General features: G+C 34.3%; 24 protein-coding genes. 2 read left to right on the forward strand and 22 right to left on the reverse strand.

All coding sequences use genetic code 11. The features are described 5' to 3' along the window. Positions 1-176 precede the first annotated feature (176 nt). The 7 genes from ACYSNW_RS16570 to ACYSNW_RS16600 form a co-directional block, all read right to left on the reverse strand. Complete coding sequence (locus ACYSNW_RS16570; RefSeq protein ID WP_461746382.1) at positions 177-2,063, reverse strand: acyltransferase family protein; 1,887 nt, start codon at positions 2,061-2,063, stop codon at positions 177-179. 248 nt (positions 2,064-2,311) lie between these two features. Then, positions 2,312-3,568, reverse strand: coding sequence for a threonine ammonia-lyase IlvA (gene ilvA, locus ACYSNW_RS16575; protein ID WP_461746384.1), 1,257 nt, complete (start codon positions 3,566-3,568; stop codon positions 2,312-2,314). A gap of 230 nt (positions 3,569-3,798) precedes the next feature. Further along, complete coding sequence (ilvC, locus tag ACYSNW_RS16580) at positions 3,799-4,794, reverse strand: ketol-acid reductoisomerase (protein WP_461746386.1); 996 nt, start codon at positions 4,792-4,794, stop codon at positions 3,799-3,801. 55 nt (positions 4,795-4,849) lie between these two features. Next, positions 4,850-5,332, reverse strand: coding sequence for an acetolactate synthase small subunit (gene ilvN, locus ACYSNW_RS16585; protein WP_461746388.1), 483 nt, complete (start codon positions 5,330-5,332; stop codon positions 4,850-4,852). Between the two features lies 1 nt (position 5,333). Continuing rightward, on the reverse strand, positions 5,334-7,028 hold the full coding sequence (ilvB, locus tag ACYSNW_RS16590) for a biosynthetic-type acetolactate synthase large subunit (protein WP_461746390.1): 1,695 nt from the start codon (positions 7,026-7,028) through the stop codon (positions 5,334-5,336). Positions 7,029-7,042: 14 nt separating this feature from the next. Then, the gene (gene ilvD / locus ACYSNW_RS16595) at positions 7,043-8,734 is read right to left on the reverse strand and encodes a dihydroxy-acid dehydratase (RefSeq protein WP_461746392.1); all 1,692 of its coding nucleotides are present in this window, start codon (positions 8,732-8,734) and stop codon (positions 7,043-7,045) included. A 593-nt stretch (positions 8,735-9,327) separates the two neighbouring features. After that, positions 9,328-9,849 carry a hypothetical protein gene (locus tag ACYSNW_RS16600; protein WP_461746394.1) on the reverse strand — a complete coding sequence of 174 codons (522 nt, stop codon included), beginning with the start codon at positions 9,847-9,849 and terminating at the stop codon, positions 9,328-9,330. 314 nt (positions 9,850-10,163) lie between these two features. Between ACYSNW_RS16600 and clpP the strand changes: the two genes are divergently transcribed. Together clpP and ACYSNW_RS16610 are read left to right on the forward strand one after the other, a co-directional pair. Next, on the forward strand, positions 10,164-10,757 hold the full coding sequence (gene clpP / locus ACYSNW_RS16605) for an ATP-dependent Clp endopeptidase proteolytic subunit ClpP (RefSeq protein ID WP_461746396.1): 594 nt from the start codon (positions 10,164-10,166) through the stop codon (positions 10,755-10,757). A gap of 50 nt (positions 10,758-10,807) precedes the next feature. Beyond that, positions 10,808-11,329, forward strand: a complete 522-nt coding sequence (locus tag ACYSNW_RS16610; RefSeq protein ID WP_461746398.1) for a DsbA family protein — start codon at positions 10,808-10,810, stop codon at positions 11,327-11,329. 188 nt (positions 11,330-11,517) lie between these two features. Here the strand turns inward: ACYSNW_RS16610 and whiA are convergent, their stop codons facing one another. The 15 genes from whiA to ACYSNW_RS16685 all read right to left on the reverse strand — a co-directional run bounded on the left by whiA (position 11,518) and on the right by ACYSNW_RS16685 (position 26,270). Then, positions 11,518-12,462 carry a DNA-binding protein WhiA gene (gene whiA / locus ACYSNW_RS16615; protein ID WP_461746400.1) on the reverse strand — a complete coding sequence of 315 codons (945 nt, stop codon included), beginning with the start codon at positions 12,460-12,462 and terminating at the stop codon, positions 11,518-11,520. Between the two features lie 28 nt (positions 12,463-12,490). Next, on the reverse strand, positions 12,491-13,489 hold the full coding sequence (locus ACYSNW_RS16620) for a gluconeogenesis factor YvcK family protein (RefSeq protein WP_461746402.1): 999 nt from the start codon (positions 13,487-13,489) through the stop codon (positions 12,491-12,493). Continuing rightward, complete coding sequence (rapZ, locus tag ACYSNW_RS16625; protein WP_461746404.1) at positions 13,486-14,370, reverse strand: RNase adapter RapZ; 885 nt, start codon at positions 14,368-14,370, stop codon at positions 13,486-13,488. The genes ACYSNW_RS16620 and rapZ overlap by 4 nt, the downstream gene beginning before the upstream one ends. Positions 14,371-14,685: 315 nt before the next feature. Then, on the reverse strand, positions 14,686-14,892 hold the full coding sequence (locus ACYSNW_RS16630; RefSeq protein ID WP_461746406.1) for a hypothetical protein: 207 nt from the start codon (positions 14,890-14,892) through the stop codon (positions 14,686-14,688). 247 nt (positions 14,893-15,139) lie between these two features. Then, complete coding sequence (locus ACYSNW_RS16635; protein WP_461746408.1) at positions 15,140-16,519, reverse strand: DUF2130 domain-containing protein; 1,380 nt, start codon at positions 16,517-16,519, stop codon at positions 15,140-15,142. Between the two features lie 107 nt (positions 16,520-16,626). Next, complete coding sequence (locus tag ACYSNW_RS16640; RefSeq protein ID WP_461746410.1) at positions 16,627-17,523, reverse strand: Fic family protein; 897 nt, start codon at positions 17,521-17,523, stop codon at positions 16,627-16,629. 180 nt (positions 17,524-17,703) lie between these two features. Next, on the reverse strand, positions 17,704-19,002 hold the full coding sequence (eno, locus tag ACYSNW_RS16645; protein WP_461746412.1) for a phosphopyruvate hydratase: 1,299 nt from the start codon (positions 19,000-19,002) through the stop codon (positions 17,704-17,706). A gap of 179 nt (positions 19,003-19,181) precedes the next feature. After that, on the reverse strand, positions 19,182-19,937 hold the full coding sequence (gene tpiA, locus ACYSNW_RS16650) for a triose-phosphate isomerase (protein ID WP_461746414.1): 756 nt from the start codon (positions 19,935-19,937) through the stop codon (positions 19,182-19,184). A gap of 110 nt (positions 19,938-20,047) precedes the next feature. Then, on the reverse strand, positions 20,048-21,241 hold the full coding sequence (locus ACYSNW_RS16655; RefSeq protein ID WP_461746416.1) for a phosphoglycerate kinase: 1,194 nt from the start codon (positions 21,239-21,241) through the stop codon (positions 20,048-20,050). Positions 21,242-21,363: 122 nt separating this feature from the next. After that, the gene (gene gap, locus ACYSNW_RS16660; protein ID WP_010763065.1) at positions 21,364-22,365 is read right to left on the reverse strand and encodes a type I glyceraldehyde-3-phosphate dehydrogenase; all 1,002 of its coding nucleotides are present in this window, start codon (positions 22,363-22,365) and stop codon (positions 21,364-21,366) included. 40 nt (positions 22,366-22,405) lie between these two features. Beyond that, complete coding sequence (locus ACYSNW_RS16665) at positions 22,406-23,443, reverse strand: sugar-binding transcriptional regulator (RefSeq protein WP_461746419.1); 1,038 nt, start codon at positions 23,441-23,443, stop codon at positions 22,406-22,408. Between the two features lie 379 nt (positions 23,444-23,822). Next, on the reverse strand, positions 23,823-24,398 hold the full coding sequence (locus ACYSNW_RS16670) for an ABC transporter permease (protein ID WP_461746421.1): 576 nt from the start codon (positions 24,396-24,398) through the stop codon (positions 23,823-23,825). Further along, positions 24,367-24,579, reverse strand: coding sequence for a hypothetical protein (locus tag ACYSNW_RS16675; RefSeq protein ID WP_461746423.1), 213 nt, complete (start codon positions 24,577-24,579; stop codon positions 24,367-24,369). The genes ACYSNW_RS16670 and ACYSNW_RS16675 overlap by 32 nt, the downstream gene beginning before the upstream one ends. Positions 24,580-24,594: 15 nt before the next feature. After that, positions 24,595-25,143: a response regulator transcription factor gene (locus ACYSNW_RS16680; protein WP_461746425.1), complete on the reverse strand. Its 549-nt coding sequence runs from the start codon at positions 25,141-25,143 to the stop codon at positions 24,595-24,597. Between the two features lie 251 nt (positions 25,144-25,394). Then, complete coding sequence (locus tag ACYSNW_RS16685; RefSeq protein ID WP_461746427.1) at positions 25,395-26,270, reverse strand: YitT family protein; 876 nt, start codon at positions 26,268-26,270, stop codon at positions 25,395-25,397. Between the last annotated feature and the right edge of the window lie 95 nt (positions 26,271-26,365).

Below are 26,365 nucleotides of genomic sequence, written 5' to 3' on the forward strand. Positions count from 1 at the left end.
AAAATACGAATTTTTCTGATCAACGGTTTAATTAAGGTAACATAACAAAAAAATCAGAATGAAAGAGTCACTCCTCCATTCTGATTTTTAATTAATCTTGCTTATCAGTCCTATTTGACAAAGAGCCGAAAAATCTTAGTTCATAGCTTTTCATTTACAAATTACTTACTAAAAAATTAGTTTGATTTTTCAGGTTCTTCTAACAATTTTTTTGCAATAAATCCAGAGTATTCTACTTGACCATCTACATTTGGATGAACACGATCTTCATAAAACCACTCTTCATGATCATTACTATAATCATACCAATCTATAACTGTTAAATTACTATATTTTTTTTCCATCTCATCAAGCATAGCATTCACATCGTTTTGCCATCTACGTGTAGGTACACGAACATTGATCCAATAAACTTTACGATTTGATCCAATCGCATTCATAAACTCATTAAATTGAGCTTCCGTAAAAGAACCATTTGTTCCTAGCCCCACTAAAACAGTATCTTTCAATAATTTATCATTGTCTAATTTTTGAATTACTGGAGCGCTAGTATAAAGTTGTCTACCAACTTCCCCGTCAACAATCATTTTAGGGAATATTTCCTGTAAACCTGCTGCTGCATCTAAAACAACTGAATCTCCAAATGCTGTAATTTCCATTGTTTGTGCCTTTTTCAGCTCAGCTTCTGATAAACTATAATCCGTCTCTGTTACAGTTTGTTCTGTAGAAGAACTAGATGTTGCGGTTCCTTCATTCTTAGCTTTTTCTTCGTTTTTTCGTTCTTCAGCTTTCTTTTTGTTAGCGGCAATTGATTCTTGCAATTGTTTTTGATCAGCTGTCACTTCATTCGAAGGAGCGATTACTAGCCCGTACGCTGCAATACATGTAAATAATACAGCAATCATTGCTGTGACTTTACTCGCATTTAGAAATGGACGTTTGAAAAAGTCTTTAATCGCAAACCAAGAATATTTATAATAAAATTTTCCTAATGGTTTTTCAATAAAACGATACGATAGTTCACTGATTCCTAAAATAAGAGCGACTTCAATCAACGAATGCAGTAAAACATGATCACTTAGATTTTTAATTTTAGCTTCATAAAAAATCATTACTGGAAATTGATATAAATAAATTCCATAACTGCGTTTTCCAATCCAAGTAAACACTGGATTCGTCAGCCACTTATTCATATCCGCTCCTGGATGGGCAGTGACTGCAACTAAAAGGGCAGAAAATATACTAAGGATAAACATTCCGCCATAATAAACAAACGTATAATGATCCGATAGAAACATAAAAGAAATAATCAATACAACAAGTGAGGTAATTCCCGCTCCATTTAATAACCACTTAGCTTTTTCAGGAATTTCAACTTTCAATCGTGTACTTGGCCATATAAAAGCTAACGCACTACCAATAAAAATCGAAAATATTCGTGTATCTGTACCGTAATAAACTCTTGTAGGATCTGAACCTGGATTATATAAAATCGCCATTAATAAGCCAGAAACAACCGCAGCTCCCATAACAATACCAAACATCTTCTCCGTTTTTTTTACATATTTTTCTAATAAAATAAAAACAAACGGCCAAATTAAATAGTTTTGCACTTCTACAGCCAGTGACCAAATATGTGTGAAAGGTGATTGAGTTGTGAATCGATCGAAGTAGGAAAATCCTTTAAAGATTTGCCACCAGTTATTATAATATAACAAGCTACTAGCAACTACACTACGCAGATTATTTAATAAATCTTGTTGAAAAAGAGTAATGTAAGCTGAAGATAATATTAACATTGTGATAAGTCCTGGATACAATCGCTTCATTCTTCTTATGTAAAAACTCTTAACATCAACTTCATGAGTTTGCACCCATTCTTGCCTCATTAAATCTGTAATCAAATAACCGGAAACGGTGAAAAAAACTGGTACGCCCAAATACCCACCAGTCATTGCTTTTGGGAACAAATGGTAGAGAATAACTCCCACTACAGCTAAGGTTCTTATCCCATCAAAACCTGTAATGTAGCGACTTTTTCTTAATTCTGCTTTTTGTGTCATCTATATTCCAACTTTTCTAATAATCTATTTTTAAATGAAAATTCATTATTGTCTTAATAAAATTTTTTCTGTTTTTAGGCAGTAAATTAAATATACGTGCTTTTGGGAGAAATGGCAAGAATTGTCTATGTACTTTTGAAGTTTTTTAACAAATTTTACAAAATTGTTTCATTTTGAATAAAAAAAACATTTGTCAATCTTCTCGAAGATTGACAAATGCTTTTAATCTATTAAATAACAACACTTTTTTAAACTAACAATGCATATAATGATGGATTTTCACTTAAATCAATATAATTAGGATCAAATTCTCTCATTTTGGTTAAAAGATTCGCTAAATCATCTTGCTCTTTCAATAAAATGCCTAAAATAACTGGTCCGGTTCCCCTATTTACCTTCTTAGTATATTCAAAACGAGTAATATCATCATTTGGTCCTAAAATATCAGTAACAAATTCTCGCAAAGCACCTGGTCTTTGAGGAAAATTGATGACAAAATAGTGTTTTAAGCCTTCAAAAATCAAAGAACGTTCTTCGATTTCTTCCATCCGATTAATATCATTGTTTCCCCCACTGATAATGCAAACAACTGTTTTTCCTTTAATTTCATCTTTCATTTGTTCAAGCGCAGCCACACTTAACGCTCCTGCTGGCTCAACAACAATGGCCTGTTTTGTGTACAACTCCAAAATAGTTGAGCAAACCTGACCTTCATCTACTGCAATCAACTCATCTACGTTTTTCGTTGCTTGCTCATAAGGCAACTTGCCTACTTTTTTTACAGCAGCACCGTCAACAAATTTTTCAATACTATCAAGCATAATCGGCTCACCATTTGTAAAAGCTGCTCTCATTGATTGAGCGCCCAAAGGTTCAACTCCAATAACTGAAGTCGTTGGACTAACACTTTTTGTATAAGTCGAAATGCCACCGATTAAACCACCACCACCAATTGCCGATAACAGATAATCTACTTGAACTCCTTCAGCATTGGCTTCTTGAAAAATTTCTACGGCAACTGTTCCTTGACCTGCCATAATATCAACGGAGTCAAATGGATCAATAAACGCCTGCTTGTTTTTTTCAGCATACTCTCTAGCTGCTGAGGCTGAAGCATCAAATGTATCCCCAACTAATTGGACATTCACTTTTTTTCCTCCAAAAAAGAGAACCTGAGAAATTTTTTGCTGTGGGGTTGTCGTTGGCATAAAAATTGTTGCCGGCACACCGATTTCATTACAGGTATAGGCAACACCTTGTGCATGATTTCCTGCACTAGCACACACAACACCATTTTTTAATAGTTCTGGAGCGGTTTGCTTAATCGCATAATACGCCCCTCTCAATTTGAATGAACGAACCTTTTGCAAATCTTCTCTTTTTAAATAAACATTGCATCGGTATTTTTGCGATAAATACAAATCATACTGTAACGATGTTTTGGTTACAGCCGGCTTCAATACTTCATATGCTTCTAAAATTTTTTCTTTGGTTAACGCTGACAAATTCTCCCCACCTCTCAATTTTTATGTATGCACACTAAAACTAGATTTATTATTGAAACTAAAATAAATTAAAAAAGACCTACAATAAAAGTTAGCTTTTTTCACACTTTGTTCGAAGAATTTGGAACAAAAGCCTTTAGTTCTTAAAATAAGCCTAAACCTACTTTTGCTCCAAGCATTCTTCTTCTATTTTATTTTGATAACTCAGTCATCAAACTTTCTGACAACGATTAGTCTTTTTGTGAAACAAATGGCATCATTTTACGTAATTCAGCCCCAACTTTTTCGATTGGATGTCCAGCATTTTCTTCACGCATTTTGTAGAATTCTTTAAAGCCATTTTTGTTATCTTCAACGAAGCCTTCTGCAAATTTACCATTTTGGATATCAGCAAGTACTTCTTTCATATTCGCTTTTGTTTCTTCAGTAATTACACGAGGACCTGAAACATAGTCACCATATTCTGCAGTATTTGAAATTGAATTACGCATTTTCTCGAATCCACCTTCATAAATCAAATCGATAATCAACTTTAATTCATGACAAACTTCAAAGTAAGCAATCTCAGGTTGGTAACCAGCTTCTGTTAATGTTTCAAAACCTGCTTCAATCAAGCTAGTCAAACCACCACATAACACAGCTTGTTCACCAAATAAATCTGTTTCAGTTTCTTCTTTAAATGTTGTTTCAAGTACACCAACACGTGTTGCACCGATACCTTTTGTATAAGATAAAGCTAATTCATTTGCTTGGCCAGTTGCATCTTGGTAAACTGCAAATAATGCTGGAACTGCAAATCCTTCTGTAAATGTACGACGTACTAAATGACCAGGTCCTTTAGGAGCAGCTAAGAAAACGTCAACGTCTTTTGGTGGATTGATGACATCAAAATGAACATTAAAACCATGACCGAATGCTAAAGCATTTCCTGCTTCTAAGTTTGCTTCGATTTCATTTTTATATAAATCACCTTGGATTTCATCAGGTGCTAAAATCATAACGATATCACCTTTTTTAGCAGCTTCAGCTACAGAAAAAACGTCAAAACCATCATTACGAGCTGCTTCTGCTGATTTTCCTTCACGAATTCCAATGATTACTTGATTTCCATTATCACGTAAATTTTGTGCATGCGCGTGACCTTGAGAACCGTAACCGATAATCGCGATTGTTTTCCCTTCTAATAAGTTTTTTTCAACTGAATCATTATAGTATACTTTTGCCATGTTCATTGACCTCCAATTTTTTTATGCTTATAAGCGTAATGCTTTAAGACCGTTATTAACTGTTGCTTCGAGTAAAACCGGTAACACCTGTACGAGCAAGTTCTTTAATGCCATATGGCGTTACAATATCCACAAAGGCACTTATTTTTTCACTTGTTCCGGTGACTTGTATAACAATCGATTTTGTTCCAACATCGATGATATTCGCTCGGAAAGGATCGATAATAGAAAGTAGCTCCGATCGAGTAGCTGCTGGTGCATTGACTTTTACCAATGCTAGTTCTCTTTCCAAATGCGGTTCATCAGTAATGTCAGAAACTTTAATTACATCGATTTGTTTGTTTAATTGTTTAATCACTTGTTCGCTATCTTTTAAATGTTCAACTTGAATCACAATCGTAATTCTTGAAACATGATTTTTTTCAGTAGGACCTACCGAAATACTTTCAATATTTACTTGTCTCCTAGTTAAAACACCACTGAAGCGATTCAAAACGCCTGAATTGTTATTAACAACTGCGGTAATAATTCGTTTCATATCAGTCCACCCCTATCATTTGATCGTTTGCTTTACCAGCAGGTATCATTGGTAGTACATGTTCTGTTTGAGACACCATTACTTCGATCAGAAGTGGGCCTTTTTCTTTAAAAGCTTCCGTAAGATCTGCTTCAAGTGTTTTGGGATCATCAATCCGAATGCCTTTGATATGGTAGGCTTCCGCCATTTTAACAAAGTCTGGTTGACTAGAGAAAATAGATTCTGAACAACGACCATTAAAGAAACTTTCTTGCCATTGACGAACCATTCCTAAAGATTGATTATTTAAAATCACTACTTTAATCGGGATATTGTACTCATTTAAAATTGCTAGTTCCTGATTAGACATTTGAAAGCCACCATCACCAACAAAAAGAACTACTTCTCGATCCGGATCTCCAAGTTTTGCTCCAATTGCAGCTGGAACACCATATCCCATGGTTCCTAAGCCACCACTTGTCACCAATTGTTTTTCATTTTTAAATGGATAAAATTGTGCCGCCCACATTTGATGCTGTCCAACATCAGTAGTAATAATTGCTTCCCCATCAGTCAGTTCACCGATAAATTCAACTACTTTTTGAGGTTTAATTTCCTCAGTTTGTTCCTTATCATATTTATATGGATGACGTTCTTTTCTAAGTTGATTTAGTTTATTCCAAGATTCTCGATCTTTTGGTTCAATCTCAATCTTAAGCAATTCTTTCAGCGTTTCTTTTGCATCAGCAACAATTGGTATCTTCGTTTCAATTGTTTTACCGATTTCTGCTGGATCAATATCTACATGAGCCACCGTTGCATTCGGTGCAAATTCTTTTGGCGCACTTGCCAAACGATCATCAAAACGAGAGCCAATATTAATCAAGAAATCGCAATCAGTGAGCGCCATATTCGCAGCAAATGATCCGTGCATACCACCCATTCCTAAAAATAATTCATTCGATACAGGCACTGCACCTAATCCTAATAGTGAACTAACCGTTGGTAATTGGTGCTTTTCAATAAATTCAACAATTTCTTTACTAGCATTAGCATGAACAACTCCTGCGCCAACTAACACAAGTGGCTTTTTAGCGTCTTCCAACGCTTCCATCAATTTTTTAACTTGTAAATTGTTTGGTTTGATTGTCGGCTGATAACTTGGCAAATTAACAGGAACATTTTCTTCAACAATGGCTTCGCCAATTGAAATATCTTTTGGTAAATCAATAACAACAGGGCCTTTTCTACCTGTTGTGGCAATATGAAACGCTTCTCTGATGATTCGAGCCAAATCTTTTGTATCTCTAACTTGATAGTTATTTTTAGTAATCGGCATAGTTAGACCAATTACATCCGCCTCTTGAAAAGCATCTTTTCCAATTCCTGGTGTAATTACTTGTCCAGTGAAAACAACCATTGGAACAGAATCACTCATTGCATCTGCTATTCCTGTAATTACATTTGTCGCACCAGGTCCACTAGTAACAATCACAACCCCTGGTTTACCGGTTGCTTTAGCATAGCCTTCTGCCGCATGAACTGCCCCTTGCTCATGTCGAGTTAAAATATGAGGAATTCTTTTATCATATAATGCATCATAAAGTGGTAAAACTGAACCACCTGGATAACCAAAAACCATTTCGACATCTTGCTCCAACAACGTGTCAATTAGAATGTCTGAACCACTTCTAGACTGTCCTTTTTTTTCACCCATAAACGAATCCCTCCTTAGTCTAACAAATCTTCAGGAATCTGCATGATTCCTCCTGTATGCGCTGAAGTAACCAGTGCTGTATATCTAGCTAAATAACCAGTTTTTACTTTTGCTTTAAATTTAGGCAACTGATCATTTCTTTTCGCTAATTCTTCTTCTGAAACATGTAATTCTAAACGACGTTCAACCAAATCAATTTCAATTTCATCGCCATCTTGTACCAATGCGATTGGTCCGCCAGCAGCAGCTTCTGGAGAAATATGCCCAACTGCGATACCGCGAGTAGCACCTGAAAAGCGACCATCTGTGATTAAGGCTACGTCTTTACCAAGACCTCTACCTACAATACTTGAAGTTGGTGCTAACATTTCTGGCATCCCTGGACCACCTTTCGGTCCTTCATAACGAATAACCACAACGTGACCTTTTTTAACCGTATGATTATCAATAGCTTCTACTGCTTCATCATGAGAGCTAAAACAAATCGCTTTACCGACAAATTTTTGAATTGAAGGATCTACTCCACCCACTTTAATTACACTACCTTCAGGCGCGATGTTACCATAAAGAATAGACAATCCGCCAACTGGGCTATAAGGATTTTCTTTAGGATGAATCACTTCTTCATTTTTAATAGAAGCATCTGCCACATTTTCTCTAATCGTTTTTCCAGTAACCGTAATTCGATCTGGATGAATCGCATTTCCTAAATCCACTAATTCTTTCATGATTGCTGGTACACCACCTGCTTCATGTACATCATGCATGGAATACTGTGAAGATGGTGCGATTTTAGATAGGTACGGAACTCTCTTAGCAATCTCATTTACTTCTTCTAAGTTATAATCGATTTCAGCTTCATTAGCGATTGCCAACGTGTGTAATACTGTATTAGTCGAACCACCCATTGCCATATCTAATGCAAAAGCATCATCGATTGCTTCTCTTGTAATAATATCTCTTGGTTTTATTTGCTTTTTAACTAAGTCCATCAAATGGAAAGCCGATTTCCTAACTAATTCTCTTCTTTCATCTGAAACTGCCAAAATAGTTCCATTTCCTGGTAATGCCATTCCTAAAACTTCCATTAAGCAATTCATTGAGTTTGCAGTAAACATTCCCGCACATGAGCCACAAGTTGGACAAGCATTTTTCTCCATAAAGTTAAATTCTTCTTCAGTCATTTGACCTTCTTTAAAAGCACCAACTGCTTCAAACATTGAAGATAACGTCGTTGTATGACCTCGTGGATCGACACCCGCTTTCATAGGTCCGCCAGAGCAAAAAATTGCTGGTACATTTGTCCGTACACTAGCCATTAACATTCCTGGTGTTATTTTGTCACAGTTTGGAATATAGAACACTCCGTCAAACCAATGAGCATTAATTACCGTTTCAGCTGCATCTGCAATAATTTCTCTACTAGGTAGTGAATAGCGCATACCAATATGTCCCATTGCAATTCCATCATCGACACCAATCGTGTTAAATTCAAATGGAATACCGCCAGCTTCTCTGATTGCTTCTTTCGCAACATCTGCTAATTCGCGTAAATGTACGTGACCAGGAACGATATCTATATAAGAATTACAAATCGCTATAAATGGCTTTTCCATATCTCGAGCATTTTTGACTTGTCCTGTTGCATACAATAAGCTTCTGGCCGGTGCTGCTTCGATTCCTTTTTTAATTTGATCACTACGCATGTTCACTCACTCCAATTCTTTTATTTAAGAAAAAGGGACTACTAATCCTCCACACTCTCTCTTTGTTCATTCATCTATCTTAATTTTAATATCAAAAAAAGCATCCCACCAATAGAGCGGGATGCTTTAGTAAGAATCCCATCTCCAGAAGACAAATAGGACTCAAACATCTGCGAAATTTCTCAGTGTTCTAAGTCCTGCACAATAAAATAATGACTAAACTGTGTTCTTCTGTCGTTCTCATAAGTGATGGTCTCCTCTGCCTAAGTGTCTATCAAAATTAAAATTGAATGTGATAAATAATAGCTTTTCCTTACTATAAACTTTTAAAATGAGAATGTCAATAATATTCGATTAAAAAATTCAGAAAATTCTAAAAACAATAAACAGATTACTCTAAAAAAACTTTTCTAGTTATAATACGTAGGTTTATGTTGCCTTTTATCCTGCTCTTAAATTTATTTATATTGTCAAAATAAGCTGTAAATTCACAAAACAGACAAAACACAAATGAACATTGTTTGCCTGTGTTTTTAATACTTTTTTGTGATTTACAGCTGACTTTTAAATTATGTTTTATTTTCTTATAGATTTTAATAGTCTTCTCGTTTGTAATAATAAATCGGTTTATTTGTTAATCGCTTCATTTGTCTTTTCTTATCTTCTATTATATCCATTAATTCTTCAGAGAAGCTTTCTAAAATGACGCGCCCCCCTTTATAAGTACTTCCGCCAATAACCGTCACTTCATCTGGAGTCAAAATAACTTTTCTATGTGATATTTTTTTGAAAAATTCTTCTACTAAGTATGTTGGCAAATAAAAGTTATTTTGTGCTGAAAAAGATTCTAGATAAATAAAATCGTCAATACTGATATAACAATCATCAACTGACATAAAGTTCACTGATTTGTCTAGATAGATTTCTCTTTTTTGTAGAATCTCATTAATTTTTTTATTCAAGAGATTCAACGTTTCTATTTCTTTTACATAATTTTCTAATTCTCGAAATCGAACGGCTTTTTTTTCATAATATCTAGCATGATAAGACACGCTGATTGACACGATTCCCGCCCCGATAATAACACCTATAATTCCAACTAAAAAAACAATCATATCTGTTCCCCTTCTATTTCATTATTAAATTCAGTATAACATACTCTTTGATTTGGGTAAAAAAACGAAGCATTTTTATTATTTTTTTCGTATTATTTATGGAATTACTATGAAAAATCGAATTAATTTCTGATATTTACAATAATTTTAGATTTTAGCTAAAATAGTTCTAAATACATACAATTTACTTGATTCATTTAGCTAAAGCACGAAAGTTGACCTTTTTTGACCATTAAAGTATACTTTTTTTAAGCATGAAGCAATGCTTTATGATAAAATAACTTGAAGAGTTTTTTTATAGGAGGAATAAATTTATGAACTTAATACCAACAGTTATTGAACAATCATCTCGTGGCGAAAGAGCTTATGACATTTACTCACGTTTATTAAAGGATAGAATTATTATGTTAAGCGGACCTATCGACGACAATGTAGCAAACTCTGTAATTGCTCAACTTCTTTTCTTAGATGCTCAAGATTCTGAGAAAGATATTTATTTGTATATTAATTCACCTGGTGGGAGTGTTTCAGCTGGATTAGCGATCTTCGATACAATGAATTTTGTTAAAGCAGATGTTCAAACAATCGTTTTAGGAATGGCTGCTTCAATGGGAAGTTTCTTGTTAACAGCTGGTCAAAAAGGCAAACGTTTTGCTTTACCAAATGCTGAAATCATGATTCACCAACCACTTGGTGGCGCGCAAGGGCAAGCGACTGAAATCGAAATTGCTGCAAAACATATTTTGGATACTCGAGAACGCCTAAATAGAATTTTAGCAGAACGCACAGGTCAACCAATCGAAGTGATTGAACGTGACACTGATCGCGATAATTTCATGACAGCACAAGAAGCAAAAGAATATGGCTTAATTGATGAAGTCATGGAAAATAGTAGTTCATTAAACTAATTAGCGTAATCTTTACTTAAATAGCTACTCAAATGGAGAGGATGAATAAGATGGATATCTCAGTTATTGATGGAACAAAAGTCACAACAGAAAATGGCTTGATTATCGGTTCTGATTCTGCACCAGTTAAAATTATTGAGTTTATGAATGTTCGTTGCCCGTACTGCAAAAAATGGTTTGAAGAATCTAAAGAAACGCTAGATCAAGCAGTTGCAGACGGAAAAGTTCAGCGAATTATCAAACTTTTGGACAAAGAAAAAGAGAGCTTACAACGTGGAAATGTCATGCATCATCACATAGATTACAATCATCCTGAAAATGCCTTAGCTGCTATTGAAGAAATGTACAAAACCCAAGACCTTTGGGGTGATTTATCTTTAGAAGAAGTTGCTACTTTTGCAGAAACGAAATTATCATTAGTTGAAAACATGCAAACAAAACTTGTAGCTTCAATTATTAATGAAGCTAACGAAGCAAACATCAAATTTGTACCAACCGTTGTAATTGGTGAGCATATTTTTGATGAATCTATTTCTAAAGAAGAATTAATTAGCTATTTAAACGGCAACTAACTTTCTTGCTATGTAAAAAAATGAACGTAAAAGCAACTCCTACGATAATAAGCGACAACTCACCCAAAATTTGGAAAGCAAATTTCGTGAGTTGTCGCTTATTTTTTAGAGTTGAATACTTCTCTCCTAAACTTTTTTACTTTGTTGAAAAAAGTCGTTTCTATCAATAATGATTTATCTTAGTATTTTTAACAAGACGACTGACTATTCTCTCTTAGTTTCTCCGCAAATTCATTAATTTTGCGGATTCGATGATTGATTCCTGATTTTGAAATTGCTCCTGAAGGAATGATTTCACCTAGTTCTTTTAAACTGATTTCAGGATATTCTAAACGTAATTCAGCAATTTCTTTTAGTTTCTCTGGTAACGCACCTAAACCAACACGTTCATCAATAAAGCGAATATTTTCAATTTGCTTTGAAGCCGCATCAATTGTTTTATTCAGGTTCGCTGTCTCGCAATTCACTAAGCGATTGACTGAGTTACGCATATCCCGAACAATTCGTACATCTTCAAATTTCAACATCGAATTTGTTGCTCCAATCAATGTTAAAAAATCCGCAATCTTCTCTGCTCCTTTTAAATACGAAATATATCCGTTACGTCGTTCTAATGTGCGTGCATTCAAATCATAGTAATTCAACATTTCGCAAATATCATTATTATGTTCCTCATAAATAGAAAAAATTTCTAAATGATAACGACTAGTTTCTGGATTATTTACAGATCCTGATGCCATAAAAGCTCCTCTTAAATAGGAACGCATCTTTTGTGCATTACCCATGATTTCATCCGATACTCCGCTATTAAAAACAGAAAGATCCATAATATCTAAATCAGAAAGAACTTTTTTCGTCCCCTCTTTTAAACGAACGATATAAACATTATTTTTTTTCAGCTTCATTTTCTTGCGGACCAGTAACTCAGAACGTACTTCGTAATGATCTTTTAAAAGAGAATACAGTCTTCTAGCAATTGCCGCATTTTCAGTTTGAACGTTTAAAACAAACTGTTGATTGACAATGCTCAATGAGCCATTCATTCGAATAAGCGCAGCTAATTCTGCTCGCGCGTGTTCACGATGGACTTCAAGCGTCGTCAATTCTTTTTTTACATCTGATGCAAAGGACATTGCTATTGACTCCTTTCTAACTTAAATATTAATACTTTGTATCAAAAACGATTGTAAATAGCTCATCTACAACCTTATCTCCGTCGTGAAAAACGCCGCCGTCAATCAACTTCAAAAAATCAGTCGAAATAACACGACAGCCTTCATCTCTTAATCCTTGAAAATCATGTTCTACCTGAACCAAGTATTCATCATAAATTTCTGGATCCATGTATCCTTCTGGCACTCTTTCTGTATTAACAAGAACCGTATCAATGAAATTATTATTCAAGTGTTGATGTAAAACTTTAATATGATCCGCATCAGTAAAATGTTCTGTTTCTCCTTTTTGGGTCATGATATTACAAATATAGACTACTTCTCCTTTAGCATCAGCAATTGCTTGACCAATCTCATCGATCACTAAATTGGGTAAAATACTTGTAAATAAACTACCAGGACCTAAAACAATCATATCCGCTTCTTCAATGGCTTTTACCACTTTTCTAGCAGCCTTGGGTTGTTCATCATCATTGGTATTACAAACAAAAACATGATCGATTGTTTTTCGATCCACAGCAATATTTGATTCTCCAACTGCTTCTGTTCCATCTTTGAATATCGCATGTAGCGTTAATGGACGTTCTGACGAAGGATAAATATGTCCTTCAACGTGTAGCATCTTAGACAACAATTGAATCGCTTCATAGGTGCTTCCTCTCATTTCTGAAACAGCTGCAATAATCAAATTTCCAATTGCGTGATTTGCAAAATATTTATCTTCTTTTTTAAAGCGATATTGAAAAATATCTGAATAAAGCTTTGGCATATCTGAAAGTGCAACCAAAACATTTCTCAAATCTCCCGGCGGAGTCGTGTTCATGGACGCGCGGATTTCCCCACTACTCCCGCCATCATCTGCAACTGTTACGACAGCTGTAATATCTGCACTTTGATTTCTTAAACTTTTTAAAATTACTGGCAATCCCGTTCCACCGCCAACAACAACGATTTTAGGTTTTCTAATCCGATACGTTTTCATCTTCATGAGCGATTCACCGTCTCTTTACGTTTCCCCTTATCACGATGCGTCGTATTTACATGATAATTTTTACTTAATTCTTTACCGATTCGTTCAGTTAATGCAACCGAGCGATGTTGCCCACCTGTACAACCAATGGCAATCGTAACGCTTGATTTTCCTTCTTTTTCATAGCCAGGCAAAACATTTTTCAGTAAATCAGTAAATTTGCTATAGAATTCTTCCGTTTCAGGAAAACTCATCACATAATCATAAACGGGTTGATCTTGTCCAGTCAGTGGACGTAAATCAGGAATATAGTGAGGATTTGGTAAAAAACGGACATCCATAACTATATCGGCATCAATTGGCAGGCCATATTTAAACCCAAACGAAACCATTTCAATTCGGAATTCATGTGTATCTCTACATTTAAACTCCTCGTTGATTCGTTCTCGCAATTGTCTTGGGGATAAAGTGGTCGTATCAATAACTACTTGAGCATCCCCCTTTATCTCTTCAAGGATTGCTCTTTCTTTCCTAATTCCCTCTGTAACCAAACCATCCATTGCTAAAGGATGAGCACGTCTGGTTTCTTTATAGCGCGAAACTAATTCTTCATCAGTTGCATCTAAAAACATGATTGTTGTATCAATAAAACTAGTATTTTCAATTTCTACCAACATATCTTGGATTTCTCGGAAAAAACTACGAGATCTTAAATCAATCACTAACGCAATTTTTGTAACTTTTCCAGATTCCTTAATCAATTCCCAAAATTTAGGAATCAAGCTAGGGGGCATATTATCAACACAGAAATAGCCCATATCTTCAAAACTTTGAATCGCTACAGTCTTCCCTGCACCGCTCATTCCTGTTATTATCACTAATTGTAAATTATCTGTCATCATTAATACTCCTCAAAAAAATATTTTATGTGTTCATTTTATCATTGCAACTGTGTAATAACCTGGTAATCTCTCACATCTATTTAGTTCTCAGAGTTAAACACATTGTCTCAACTTCTTCTTACTTGAATTTATAATTGATTTTTATACTCTATAAATTATAACATCCCGGGCGTATCAATGGAAGCTTTTACTATCAAAAGAAATTCTATCAATTAAAACAAAAAAATGTCAATAAAATAAATAGAGTTATCACAACACTATCTCTATTTATTTTATCAACAATTTTCAAAATAAATATAAAAAACTGATTTTTTATACATTTTCTATTATATTTAAATAATTAACCGTAAGAATTGAATCATCCATTTTTATGGTAGAGCGATCATCTGGATGACATTTTAGTACTTTTACAAGAACATTTTTTTCCTTTTTAGAAAGTGCTTCTCCTATAAAAAACCATGAAAAATTCGACTCATGACATACGTATCGTTTCCCTACCTCGACTTCAGATTTTTCCATAAAAAAACGATTCCTTTCATATTTGACCTATAGTTATAGAATAGCACGATTTTTCTATAATCCGTATTCAACATTTATAGTAATATTGCTTTTTTTTGATAAAAAAAAATAAAAGTTATAAATAACAATTATTTTTTAATATTATATTCATTTTTTTATTAGAAATCGTTAAAATTCTTATTAAATTATCTCGTAGTAAGATACACTACCTTATTTATAAATTTCAAAGAAATGTTTTTCTTAACCATTACTCTTCAGATAATTGATCAAATTTAGCTTTCATTGTTGGATTTTTTCTGACTAGTTTTTTTACGGTTAAATCCTCGGCTTTATTGTTAGCCAACCGTAAATTATTTTCAGAAGATAATAAGGCTTCTTTAGTTTTTTGTAAATGAGTAATGGTTTTATCAATTTCATCAATCGCTGTTTGAAATTTTCGGCTAGCTAGGTCATAATTTTTAGCAAAACCTGTTTTAAATACAGCTAAATCTTCTTCAAAATTAGTGATATCAATATTTTGTTCCCGCATCAAGGCTACTTCTTGTTTGTATTGCAAAGAATTTAACGCTGCATTTCGTAGTAGTGTAATAATTGGAATAAAAAATTGCGGACGAATCACGTACATCTTATCATATTCATAAGAAACATCTACAATTCCGTTATTATATAATTCATTGTCTGCTTCCAACATCGTTACTAGAATAGCGTACTCACATTTTTTTTCATTTCGATCTTTATCTAATTCTTTAAAGAAATGTTCATTCTTCTTTTTTGTCGCTGTTTCATCGCCTTCATTTTTCATTTCAAACATGATAGAAATGATTTCTAGACCACTTTCATCATACTCACGATAAATATAGTCCCCTTTACTGCCTGTCTTAGCATCATTATCTTTCCCGAATTCGGCGTTTTTAAATGCAGTCATTCGTAATCGATTAAATTCTATTTCGCAATGTTGCTCAAGACTTTCACCAACCATTTTCGTTGATTGTTTTGCTTTAAAATCTTTATAAAAAGCAATCGTCTCATCTTTTTGCTTGATTTCGATTGTATATTTTTCTTTAATCGAATTTTTTTCAAGCTCTGTTTCTTTTTCTTGCAATTGAATTTTGGCTTTTAATTCAGTAATTTCTTTTTCTTTCTCTGAACTTGCTTGGATCAGCTCCAATTGCTTCTCGTTTTCCAACGTTTGTATTTTTGAATTTAAATTAATAACTTCTTTTTCTTTTTCAGACAATGCTTGCTTGATTTCAAGTTCTTTTTCTTTTTCTAGTGCTTCGGTTTTTGTTTGTAATTCAGTTACTTTTTTTTCTTGCTCAGAAATTATCTCTCTCATATTTTTTTCCATAATAGAAACAGCAATCTCTTTTTCTTGCTCTTGAGCATTAATTTCAGCCTTAAGACTTGCTAATTCCTTTTCTTTTTCAGCAACTTTTTTATCCAAAGTATTATTAGCTTTCTCTTCAGCCAAAACAAGTTCACTTTTATGTTGTTCTTTGATTTGTTCTAATTTTTCATGAATTTCTTTATTAAACTCTTTGGTCCGAACTTGATTCAATATATCTGCATAACTAGCTTCATCTATCGTAAATTCTTTCCCACAATGGGGACATTTTATTTCGTTCATATGTATGCTCCTTTATCAAAATACGACTCTTCTCTTTCTTGATTTTACCACAAAATCATTTTGTAAAGAAGATTGTGATTAGCTCAAAAAGTACCCGCAAGCTTCAATTAATCAGTATATAAAATTCTAAAATAATCTAAATATTTCTTAAATGTATCTTGAGCAGCTAAACAAGTATCAACTAAATAGCCTTTTTCAGTTTCCCATTCTATTAATCCACGATAATAAAAAAGTTTTAACTCTTCGTCGATTATAAAGGGGGTTACATTATTTCTTAAACACTCTTTAAACATGATTAATCTACCTACCCGACCATTTCCATCCTGAAATGGATGAATGCTTTCAAAGGTATGATGAAAATTAATTATTTCTTCCATGCTTTTTTCTTTAATTGTGTTATATTCTGTTAAAAGCTTCTTCATTTCCGTTCCAACATTTTCTGGTAATGTTGTTTCTTTTCCTGCAACTTCGTTAGGAAGTTTCTTATATTTGCCAACTGCAAACCATTCTTTTCTCGAATCACTGGTTCCATTTTTTAATACTTCATGAAGGTCTTTAACAAACGATTCACTGATCTGATTATTCGCTTGTTCGATAATCAAATCAATCGCTCTAAAATGATTAGCCGTTTCGACAATATCATCTACATTCACATTTTTTTTGCCAATACCAATTGTATTGGTTTCATAAATATATCTGGTTTGATCATGTGTCAGTTTACTTCCTTCAATATGATTTGAATTGTAGGTCAATTCGATTTGAACTTTATGGTAAATACTTCCTTTTTGACTTGTTTTCTTTTCTTCTTTTAAAATATCCAATAAGCTTCTTGGCTTTTCTTGTTTTTTATTCAACCGTTTAGGTTTACTAGCCTCTTCAGGTATCTCCCAATTGCGACCATTAAACCTTGCACCAATTATCCGTTGATTTTTCGCATAATTTCGAACTGTTCGTTCAGATAAACGCCATTTTTTAGCTATCTCACTAACAGATAAATAGTTCATATTATTCACCTCTTTTATCATTATATCATCAATTGGCAAAAAACAAAAAAAATCTCAACTCAAATTATTTATATTGCCGATACAACAAAAAATAGAAAAAAAGACCCTCTAGCCAACCTAGAGAGTCTTTTATTACGAACAGTTTAAATCCAACATAATATGTTTTATTATAACTATCGCTTATTTATTTTTTAAGTTGTAGAAAGATTTCAAACCTTTGTATTCAGCAACTTCGCCTAATTGGTCTTCGATACGTAATAATTGGTTGTATTTTGCAATACGGTCAGTACGTGAAAGAGAACCAGTTTTGATTTGGCCAGCGTTTGTTGCAACAGCGATATCAGAAATTGTTGAATCTTCTGTTTCACCAGAACGATGAGATACAACTGCAGTGTAGCCAGCTTCTTTAGCCATTTCGATTGCTTCGAATGTTTCAGTTAAAGTACCGATTTGGTTAACTTTGATAAGGATTGAGTTAGCGATTCCTTTTTCAATACCTTCAGCTAATTTAGTTGTGTTTGTAACGAATAAATCGTCACCAACTAATTGTACTTTATCGCCTAAAGCTTCAGTAAGTTTTTTGAAGCCATCCCAGTCATTTTCATCTAATCCATCTTCGATTGAGATGATTGGGTATTTCGCACATAATTCTTCGTAGAATGCGATCATTTCTTCAGTTGTTTTTTCGCCTTCGCCTGAATCAGCTAAAACGTAAACACCTTTTTCTTTATCGTAAAATTCAGAAGAAGCAGCATCCATAGCAAGAACGATATCTTTACCAGGTACATAGCCAGCTTTTTCGATTGCTTCGATGATTACTTCGAAGCCTTCTTCGTTTGAACCTAAGTTAGGAGCGAAACCACCTTCGTCACCTACAGAAGTAGCTAAACCGCGAGCTTTTAAGATTCCAGCTAATGCGTGGAATACTTCAGCACCATAACGTAAAGCTTCTTTGAATGTAGGAGCGCCTACAGGCATAATCATGAATTCTTGGAAATCGATACTGTTATCAGCGTGTGAACCACCATTGATAATGTTCATCATTGGAGTTGGCAATACTTTTGTATTGAATCCGCCTAAGTAGTGGTATAAAGGTACTTCTAAATAATCAGCAGCAGCACGAGCTACAGCGATTGAAACACCAAGAATAGCGTTTGCACCTAATTTACCTTTGTTAGGAGTTCCATCTAATTCGATCATTGCTTTATCGATAGCCATTTGGTCACGTACATCGTAGCCAATGATTGCTTCAGCGATGATGTTATTAACGTTGTCAACTGCTTTAGTAACACCTTTTCCTAAGTAACGAGATTTGTCGCCATCACGTAATTCAACGGCTTCATATTCACCAGTTGAAGCTCCAGATGGAACCATTCCACGACCAAAAGCTCCGCTTTCAGTGTATACTTCTACTTCGATAGTTGGGTTACCACGTGAGTCTAAGACTTCGCGTGCATATACATCAGTAATAATTGACATGTTTTGTCTCTCCTTTGAGTTTGTTTTATACTAAGGGGATTCGAGTTCCCTTACATATGATTGTAGTGAATAATGTCTTACTATGCAAACATTTTCTGCATATTTCATAGATTATTCAATTTTTTAGTACTTTTTTGTCTAATAATAAAAATTAATGTCTCACTCTTTTTAAGAGTTATTTATTTTACTGCATCTAATAAAGCTAAGAATGAGTCAGCTTCTAAGCTAGCTCCGCCAACTAAAGCACCATCAACGTTTTCTTTTGCCATATATTCAGCAATATTTTCAGGTTTTACAGAACCACCGTATTGAATACGAACTGCTTCAGAAACTTCTTTACCGTATAATTTTTCAACCGTTGCGCGAACAACGCCACAAATTTCATCTGCAATAGTTGCATCAGCAGATTTACCTGTACCAATTGCCCAGATTGGTTCATAAGCAATAACCATTGATGATACTTGCTCATTTGATAAACCAACTAAACCATTTGTGATTTGACCTTCGATCCATTCAGCTGTTTGACCCGCTTCATAAGTTTCTAAAGACTCGCCACAACAGAAGATTGGTGTCATCTTATTAGCAAAAATAGCTTTCGCTTTTTTATTGATATCTTTATCTGTTTCATGGAAGTATTCACGACGTTCAGAGTGACCAATGATTACATAGTCAACACCTAAATCAGCAAGTGCAGCTGGTGAAGTTTCTCCAGTGAAAGCACCTGAATTTTCCCAATAACAGTTTTGAGCTGATATTTTTAATTCAGTTCCTTTAGCTGCTTCTACTAATTCTTGTAAGAATAAAGCAGGGGATCCAATAACTGAATCAACTTTATCGTTTGCAGGGATTTTTGTTTTAACTGCTTCTGCAAAAGCTTTTGCTTCTGAAGCTGTTTTGTTCATTTTCCAGTTACCAGCGATAATTGGTTTACGCATGAAAAAACACATCCTATTCTTTTTATAGTATGGATTGGTTTAAGCCTGTCAGTTTTACAAGCCAGCCTATCCTTCTTAACGCTAAACTAGCTTGACTTGCTCAACTTTTTCTATTTATCGTTGATTGCAGCTAAACCAGGTAATTCTTTACCTTCTAATAATTCTAAGCTAGCTCCGCCACCTGTTGAGATGTGCGTGAATTTATCAGCGAAACCTAATTGGATTGCTGCAGCTGCAGAATCACCACCACCGATGATTGTTGTTGCATCTGCTAAATTAGCGATTGCTTCACAAACACCGATTGTACCTTTAGCAAAGTTACTCATTTCAAACACACCCATTGGTCCATTCCAAACAACTGTTTTTGCACCAGCTAATTCTTTAGTGAATAATTCAATTGATTTAGGACCAATATCTAAGCCCATGTATCCTTCTGGAACAGCTTCGCCGTCCGTAATAACAGTTTCAACATCATTGCTGAATTCTTTTGCACAAACTGAATCAATTGGTAATACTAATTTATCGCCAGCTTTTTCGATTAATTCTTTTGCTAAAGCCACTTTATCTTCTTCAACTAAAGAGTTACCGATTTCGATTCCTTTAGCTTTGTAGAATGTATAAGTCATTCCACCACCGATAAGAATTTTATCTGCTTTAGCAATTAAGTTTTCGATTACACCGATTTTATCTGAAACTTTTGCTCCACCTAAAATAGCGATAAATGGACGTTTTGGACTTTCAACAGCTTCACCGATAAATTTGATTTCTTTATCCATCAAGAATCCAGCGACTGTTGGAATACCAGTTGAAGCGATTCCTACATTAGAAGCATGAGCACGGTGAGCTGTACCGAATGCATCATTTACAAATACATCACCTAGAGAAGCCCAGTATTTACCTAATTCAGGATCATTTTTGCTTTCTTTTTTACCATCAACATCTTCAAAACGAGTGTTTTCAAATACTAAAACATCGCCATCTTTCATGTTGTTAACAGCTGTTTCTAATTCAGTACCACGAGTTTCAGGTACAAAAGTCACAGGTTTGCCCAATAATTCGCTTAAGCGTTCTGCAACAGGTTTTAAAGATTTTCCAGCTTTATCTTCTTCAGTTTTCACACGACCTAAGTGAGAAAATAGAATTGCTTTCCCACCATTGTCGATTACGTATTTGATTGTTGGTAATGCAGCCACAATACGGTTATCATTTGTGATTACACCGTCTTTTAAAGGGACATTAAAGTCAACACGTACAAGAACTTTTTTATCTTTTAAATCGATGTCTTTGATCGTCTTTTTAGCCATTAAAAGTTACTCCTATCTTTTTATAAATATTTATTTAATTTCATAAGAAAAGCGGAGAAGCGCGCTGCTTCCCCGCTTATTATTTCATAGCTGTTCAAATTCCACTAAATGATAAGTAGTTTTTATAAGTTAGCGAAATACTCTAAAGTGCGAACTAATTGTGCAGTGTAAGACATTTCGTTGTCATACCAAGCAACAGTTTTAACTAATTGTTTGTCGCCAACAGTCATTACTTTAGTTTGAGTAGCATCGAATAATGAACCAAAAGTCATACCAACGATATCAGAAGATACGATTTGGTCTTCGTTATAGCCATAAGATTCATTTGCAGCTTTAGCCATCACTTCATTTACTTCTTCAACAGTTACATTTTTGTCAAGAACTGTTACTAATTCAGTTAATGAACCAGTTGCTACAGGAACACGTTGAGCAGCTCCGTCTAATTTACCATTTAATTCTGGAATAACTAAACCGATAGCTTTAGCAGCGCCTGTTGTATTAGGAACAATGTTTTCTGCTGCAGCACGTGCACGACGGAAATCTCCACCAGGGTGTGGTCCATCAAGAGTCATTTGGTCACCTGTGTAAGCGTGGATTGTAGTCATAAGACCTTCAACAACCCCAAAGTTATCTTGTAAAGCTTTAGCCATAGGAGCTAAACAGTTAGTTGTACATGAAGCACCTGAGATAACTGTTTCTTTACCTGTTAAGATATCATGGTTCGTGTTGTAAACGATTGTTGGTACGTCATTTCCACCAGGAGCAGAGATAACAACACGTTTAGCACCAGCTTTTAAGTGTAATTCAGCTTTTTCTTTTGAAGTGAAGAATCCAGTACATTCAAGAACGATGTCAACACCTAATTCGCCCCATGGTAATTCTTCTGGGTTGCGGTTAGCTAGAACTTTAACTTCTTTTCCGTTAACGTTGAAAGATCCATCATGAACTTCAACAGTTCCGTTGAAACGACCTTGAGTTGTGTCATATTTTAACAAGTGTGCCAACATTTTAGCATCAGTTAAATCATTGATTGCTACTACTTCGATTCCTGCTACATCTTGGATACGACGGAATGCTAAGCGTCCGATGCGTCCAAATCCATTAATACCTACTTTAACTGTCATTAAAGATTTCCTCCTTATGAAAATCAAAAATTTTTTTATTTTAAAGGGTTACCCCTTTTAAAATCTCATTTGCGGCAGCTTCATCAGTGATGAGCCACGTTTGTTGTGGTGCATTTTTCATATATGCTCGAATGGCTTTCGCTTTTGATTTACCACCAGCGATGGCAATGATATTAGGCGCTTTTTTTAAATCTTTCAACTGTAAACCGACACGAGGGATTTTGTAAACAACTTCTCCTTCTTCATCGAAAAAGTAACCAAAAGATTCAGCCACGGCATTATTTTGTTTCAACATGACCAATTCGTCATCCGACATCTTTCTACGAGCGGCCATATGTAAGGCACGACCAATACTATGCACGACGCAATTGGTCTGCTCAATCAAAGTCAAGACTTCTTGAATGGATGGTTCTTGTAATAATGATGCATATGTCTCTTTGCTCAATTGTTCTGGAACGTATAAAGATTTGTGCTCGCCACCTGCTCGTCTAGCCATTAAAGCACTCACTGAATTAGCTTGTACATCAACTGCTTCACCAATTCCGCCACGAGCTGGAACAAATAAGTTATGTCGTTTATCAGTTTCCAAGACACCTACATGTTCTGCGGCTTTCGCCATTGTTGTTCCACCCATCACAGCAATAATATTATTCCCGCTGGGTAAAATCAAGTTCAACGTATCCGTTAGTATATCACCAAACTCATACAAAACTTTTTCTTGAACGTCACTATTGCCAGCAACTACTACGCAACGTTGGATACCAAAATATTGAGTCATCTCTTTCTCAATTTGGTGCATCCCTAGTAATTGATTCATCACTGTTTCAAGTCCTTGATAAACTGCTAAACCCTTCTCTGTCAGACTCATCCCACTTTTTGTTGTGTCAATGAGCTGAAGCGATTTTAGAAAATCCGTTTCTGTTCGTAATACTCGTTCTGTAATGCCCATACTATCTGATAAGCTTCGTCGTCCAATCGGTTGCATCCAATAGATATTCCGCAAAATATGAAATCTTTCCTGCATCACGTCAAGGATATCTGGAGCGACAGCTTCAATCATTTTCAACTCGTCTAGCATGATTCGCTCCTCCGTTGGTCTAAATACGTCCAAGTATGACTGAAAACGACCTATCGTTATCAAAAAAATAAAATTGACGTTCTTTTTTTCTTGTTAAATTCATTTTAACAGTCTTAAAAGCATCACTCAATCTTACAAAACAAGTGTAACAGTTTTTTTATTTATTTTCAAGAATAAAAAGCCAAATTTTGTAAACAATGAAAAAAAAGTTTCATTTGGCTAAATTTTACTCTTTGCTTAGTGAAAAGTGAACAGTTTTTTCTCTTAAAATGTAGACCTTAAGCTAAAAAAGCATTTAGCTACATGAGAAAACTAAATGCTTCTTCTATTCATTTTTTAACTTTATCAGATGATGAGTTTCAAAAAACAACTCAGTTAATTAGAGATCTTCTCGATTAACATTTTTTATGCTAAGAAAAACGATTATGCAACCTACAATGGCTAAAGTAACCATCATTGCTAAATTAGCTGAAATTCGAGCTGTTGTGTTAGAACCTAACTGACCGTTAACTAAGATTCCAACAATTACCGCTGTGATTATGGTGGCAACACTAGATTTTTTTCTCAATCCTACAAACAAAGCAATCATACTCATTGAGATTGTAGCAAACATCAGAAAAACTGAGGAAATCATATAATGAATAAATGTATTGGAATCAATTATTCCTTCGACTAGCTGGTTTGCATTGTTAAAATAACTAACAAATCCTGAAATTAGAACTTGAGAGATAAACATTAGTAAAAAACTAACTACAGTAATCAAAAGTAATTTACTAATCAAGACTTTTTTCTTAGAAATTGGATACAAAAATAGATTCCTGATAGTACCAGTTTCATATACCTTTACCACAATATTTGCTAACATCACACCAACAAAAATAGTAAATACTAAGCGAATAAATAATCCAACAGTGGCTAGAATTTCAGTATCTATGCCGATCGATAAATGAATCAATCACAATCATTAATTCTTGGGTATTTTTTTCACTAGACATAAAACGGATTGATTCATTAGGTTTTTGCTCACTATTTTTGACTTCTTCAGTAATACTTTTCAAATCTTTGGCTAATATTTTATATTTTATAAAATAAACGATGGTGGTACCCATCAATACTACTATTGCTATCCAACTCATTCTGTTTCCCCTAACTTATATCCGATTCCCAATACGGTGATTACGTACTTCAGATTCGAAGGATCTGCTTCGATTTTTTTTTCGTAGCCTTCTAATCGTGACATTTAAAACATTTTCATCATTTAAAAATTCATCATCCCAAATTTCTTGATATAATTGGTACTTGTTAAATAACTTGTTAGGATTATCGACAAATAATTTTAAAAGGTGAAACTCTTTATTCGTTAATTGTATTTTCGTATCATTTTTTTCAATCTCATATTCATCGGGTAACAATAAAAAATCGAACACTCGTTGTTCTCTTTCAGCTGGTTTAATTTCTTGTTTGTCTAAATAATCCGTATTTCTTCTAAGAATCGATTTAACCCTAGCTAATAATTCATAAACTGAAAAAGGTTTTGTTAAGTAATCATCTGCTCCATGCTCTAAACCTATTATTTTATCAAACTCGGTGTCTTTAGCTGAGAGAATCAAAATCGGAACCGTACTTGTTTTCCGAAGTTCTTGCATAATAGAAATACCATCTTTGCCCGGTAAATTAATATCTAAAATAACTAAGTTCAAGTCTTTTTCTTTTTTCAGCTAGAATTCCGTCATTTTCAGTAATCACTTCATAGCCTTGCTTCTGCAATTCTTTTGCAAGTAATTCTTGTATATCTGCTTCATCCTCAATTAACGCAATTTTTAATTTTTTTCCATCCTTTTTTATTCCCCCAACTCTTTTAACTTAACTCCTTTATGCTATCAAATAAAAAAGAAGCAACTCAAAAAGATACTTACGCAAATTCTTGATATTGCTTCACTTGATTTAATTGTTATAATTCCTCTTCATAAAAACGTCCCAGAATTTTTACATTATCTGAAATACTAACAAATGCCGAAGGATCTGATTTTTTCATTGCAGCTTCTAAGCTAGGTAATTCAAATCGAGTAACAATTGTCAGTAAAACTGTTTGGGCATCATGATTATACGCCCCTTCTGCATCATGGATAATCGTAATTCCACGTCGCATTTTCTTTTGAATTTCATCAACAACAATTTCAGGATTTTTTGTCACAATCATTACTTGCATTTTTTTCTGCTTCGTATAAACTGCATCAGTTACTTTACCACTGACAAAAATCGACAAAGCACTGTAAAACATGTATTGCCAGCCAAATAAATAGCCTGCTACAAACACAATTAATGCATTAAAATAAATCGAAATAGACCCAATCGACCGCCCTGTTTTTTTACGGATCGTGATACTAAAAATATCTAAACCACCTGAAGAAAGACCATTTTTCAAGGCAAATCCGATGCCAGAACCCATAACGCCGCCACCAAAAATAGCACAAATAATTGGATCATCTGAAAGTGTAGTCTGAGGAACAATCTGCATAAATACAGAAGTCAACGTTACTGTGATCATTGTAAAAATAGTAAACTTTTTCCCGATTTTTTTCCAAGCAATAAAAAACAACGGAATATTCAACGCGTAAAGCGATATCGAAACTGGAATGTGAAAACCAAGTACACGAGTCGATAAAGTCGTTAAAATTTGTGCTAAACCAGTAATCCCGCTTGAGTAAATATTTCCTGGTTGGTAGAAAAAGTTCATTGCAACAGATGCTAGAATCGCATAAACGATTGATACTGAAAGTTTTGTCGTGTAATCATGGACAGGTAAACTTTCAAACTTATTTTTCATGATAAAAATAGCCTCACTTTTTTTATTTCGTTCACTTTATTATACGTGCTTTCTATGAAGAAAAAAAGAATGAATTTTAAAAATATAGATAGAGT

The organism is Enterococcus sp. LJL99 (assembly GCF_054871725.1).

What these genes read in the sequence shown, in the direction of transcription:
- ACYSNW_RS16570 (WP_461746382.1), bottom strand. Translation starts at nt 2,063, where the DNA reads ATGACACAAAAAGCAGAATTAAGAAAAAGTCGCTACATTACAGGTTTT.
- ilvC (WP_461746386.1), bottom strand. Translation starts at nt 4,794, where the DNA reads ATGGCAAAAGTATACTATAATGATTCAGTTGAAAAAAACTTATTAGAA.
- ilvN (WP_461746388.1), bottom strand. Translation starts at nt 5,332, where the DNA reads ATGAAACGAATTATTACCGCAGTTGTTAATAACAATTCAGGCGTTTTG.
- ilvB (WP_461746390.1), bottom strand. Translation starts at nt 7,028, where the DNA reads ATGGGTGAAAAAAAAGGACAGTCTAGAAGTGGTTCAGACATTCTAATT.
- ilvD (WP_461746392.1), bottom strand. Translation starts at nt 8,734, where the DNA reads ATGCGTAGTGATCAAATTAAAAAAGGAATCGAAGCAGCACCGGCCAGA.
- ACYSNW_RS16600 (WP_461746394.1), bottom strand. Translation starts at nt 9,849, where the DNA reads ATGATTGTTTTTTTAGTTGGAATTATAGGTGTTATTATCGGGGCGGGA.
- clpP (WP_461746396.1), top strand. Translation starts at nt 10,164, where the DNA reads ATGAACTTAATACCAACAGTTATTGAACAATCATCTCGTGGCGAAAGA.
- ACYSNW_RS16610 (WP_461746398.1), top strand. Translation starts at nt 10,808, where the DNA reads ATGGATATCTCAGTTATTGATGGAACAAAAGTCACAACAGAAAATGGC.
- whiA (WP_461746400.1), bottom strand. Translation starts at nt 12,462, where the DNA reads ATGTCCTTTGCATCAGATGTAAAAAAAGAATTGACGACGCTTGAAGTC.
- ACYSNW_RS16620 (WP_461746402.1), bottom strand. Translation starts at nt 13,489, where the DNA reads ATGAAGATGAAAACGTATCGGATTAGAAAACCTAAAATCGTTGTTGTT.
- rapZ (WP_461746404.1), bottom strand. Translation starts at nt 14,370, where the DNA reads ATGACAGATAATTTACAATTAGTGATAATAACAGGAATGAGCGGTGCA.
- ACYSNW_RS16630 (WP_461746406.1), bottom strand. Translation starts at nt 14,892, where the DNA reads ATGGAAAAATCTGAAGTCGAGGTAGGGAAACGATACGTATGTCATGAG.
- ACYSNW_RS16635 (WP_461746408.1), bottom strand. Translation starts at nt 16,519, where the DNA reads ATGAACGAAATAAAATGTCCCCATTGTGGGAAAGAATTTACGATAGAT.
- ACYSNW_RS16640 (WP_461746410.1), bottom strand. Translation starts at nt 17,523, where the DNA reads ATGAACTATTTATCTGTTAGTGAGATAGCTAAAAAATGGCGTTTATCT.
- eno (WP_461746412.1), bottom strand. Translation starts at nt 19,002, where the DNA reads ATGTCAATTATTACTGATGTATATGCACGCGAAGTCTTAGACTCACGT.
- tpiA (WP_461746414.1), bottom strand. Translation starts at nt 19,937, where the DNA reads ATGCGTAAACCAATTATCGCTGGTAACTGGAAAATGAACAAAACAGCT.
- ACYSNW_RS16655 (WP_461746416.1), bottom strand. Translation starts at nt 21,241, where the DNA reads ATGGCTAAAAAGACGATCAAAGACATCGATTTAAAAGATAAAAAAGTT.
- gap (WP_010763065.1), bottom strand. Translation starts at nt 22,365, where the DNA reads ATGACAGTTAAAGTAGGTATTAATGGATTTGGACGCATCGGACGCTTA.
- ACYSNW_RS16665 (WP_461746419.1), bottom strand. Translation starts at nt 23,443, where the DNA reads ATGCTAGACGAGTTGAAAATGATTGAAGCTGTCGCTCCAGATATCCTT.
- ACYSNW_RS16675 (WP_461746423.1), bottom strand. Translation starts at nt 24,579, where the DNA reads ATGAGTTGGATAGCAATAGTAGTATTGATGGGTACCACCATCGTTTAT.
- ACYSNW_RS16685 (WP_461746427.1), bottom strand. Translation starts at nt 26,270, where the DNA reads ATGAAAAATAAGTTTGAAAGTTTACCTGTCCATGATTACACGACAAAA.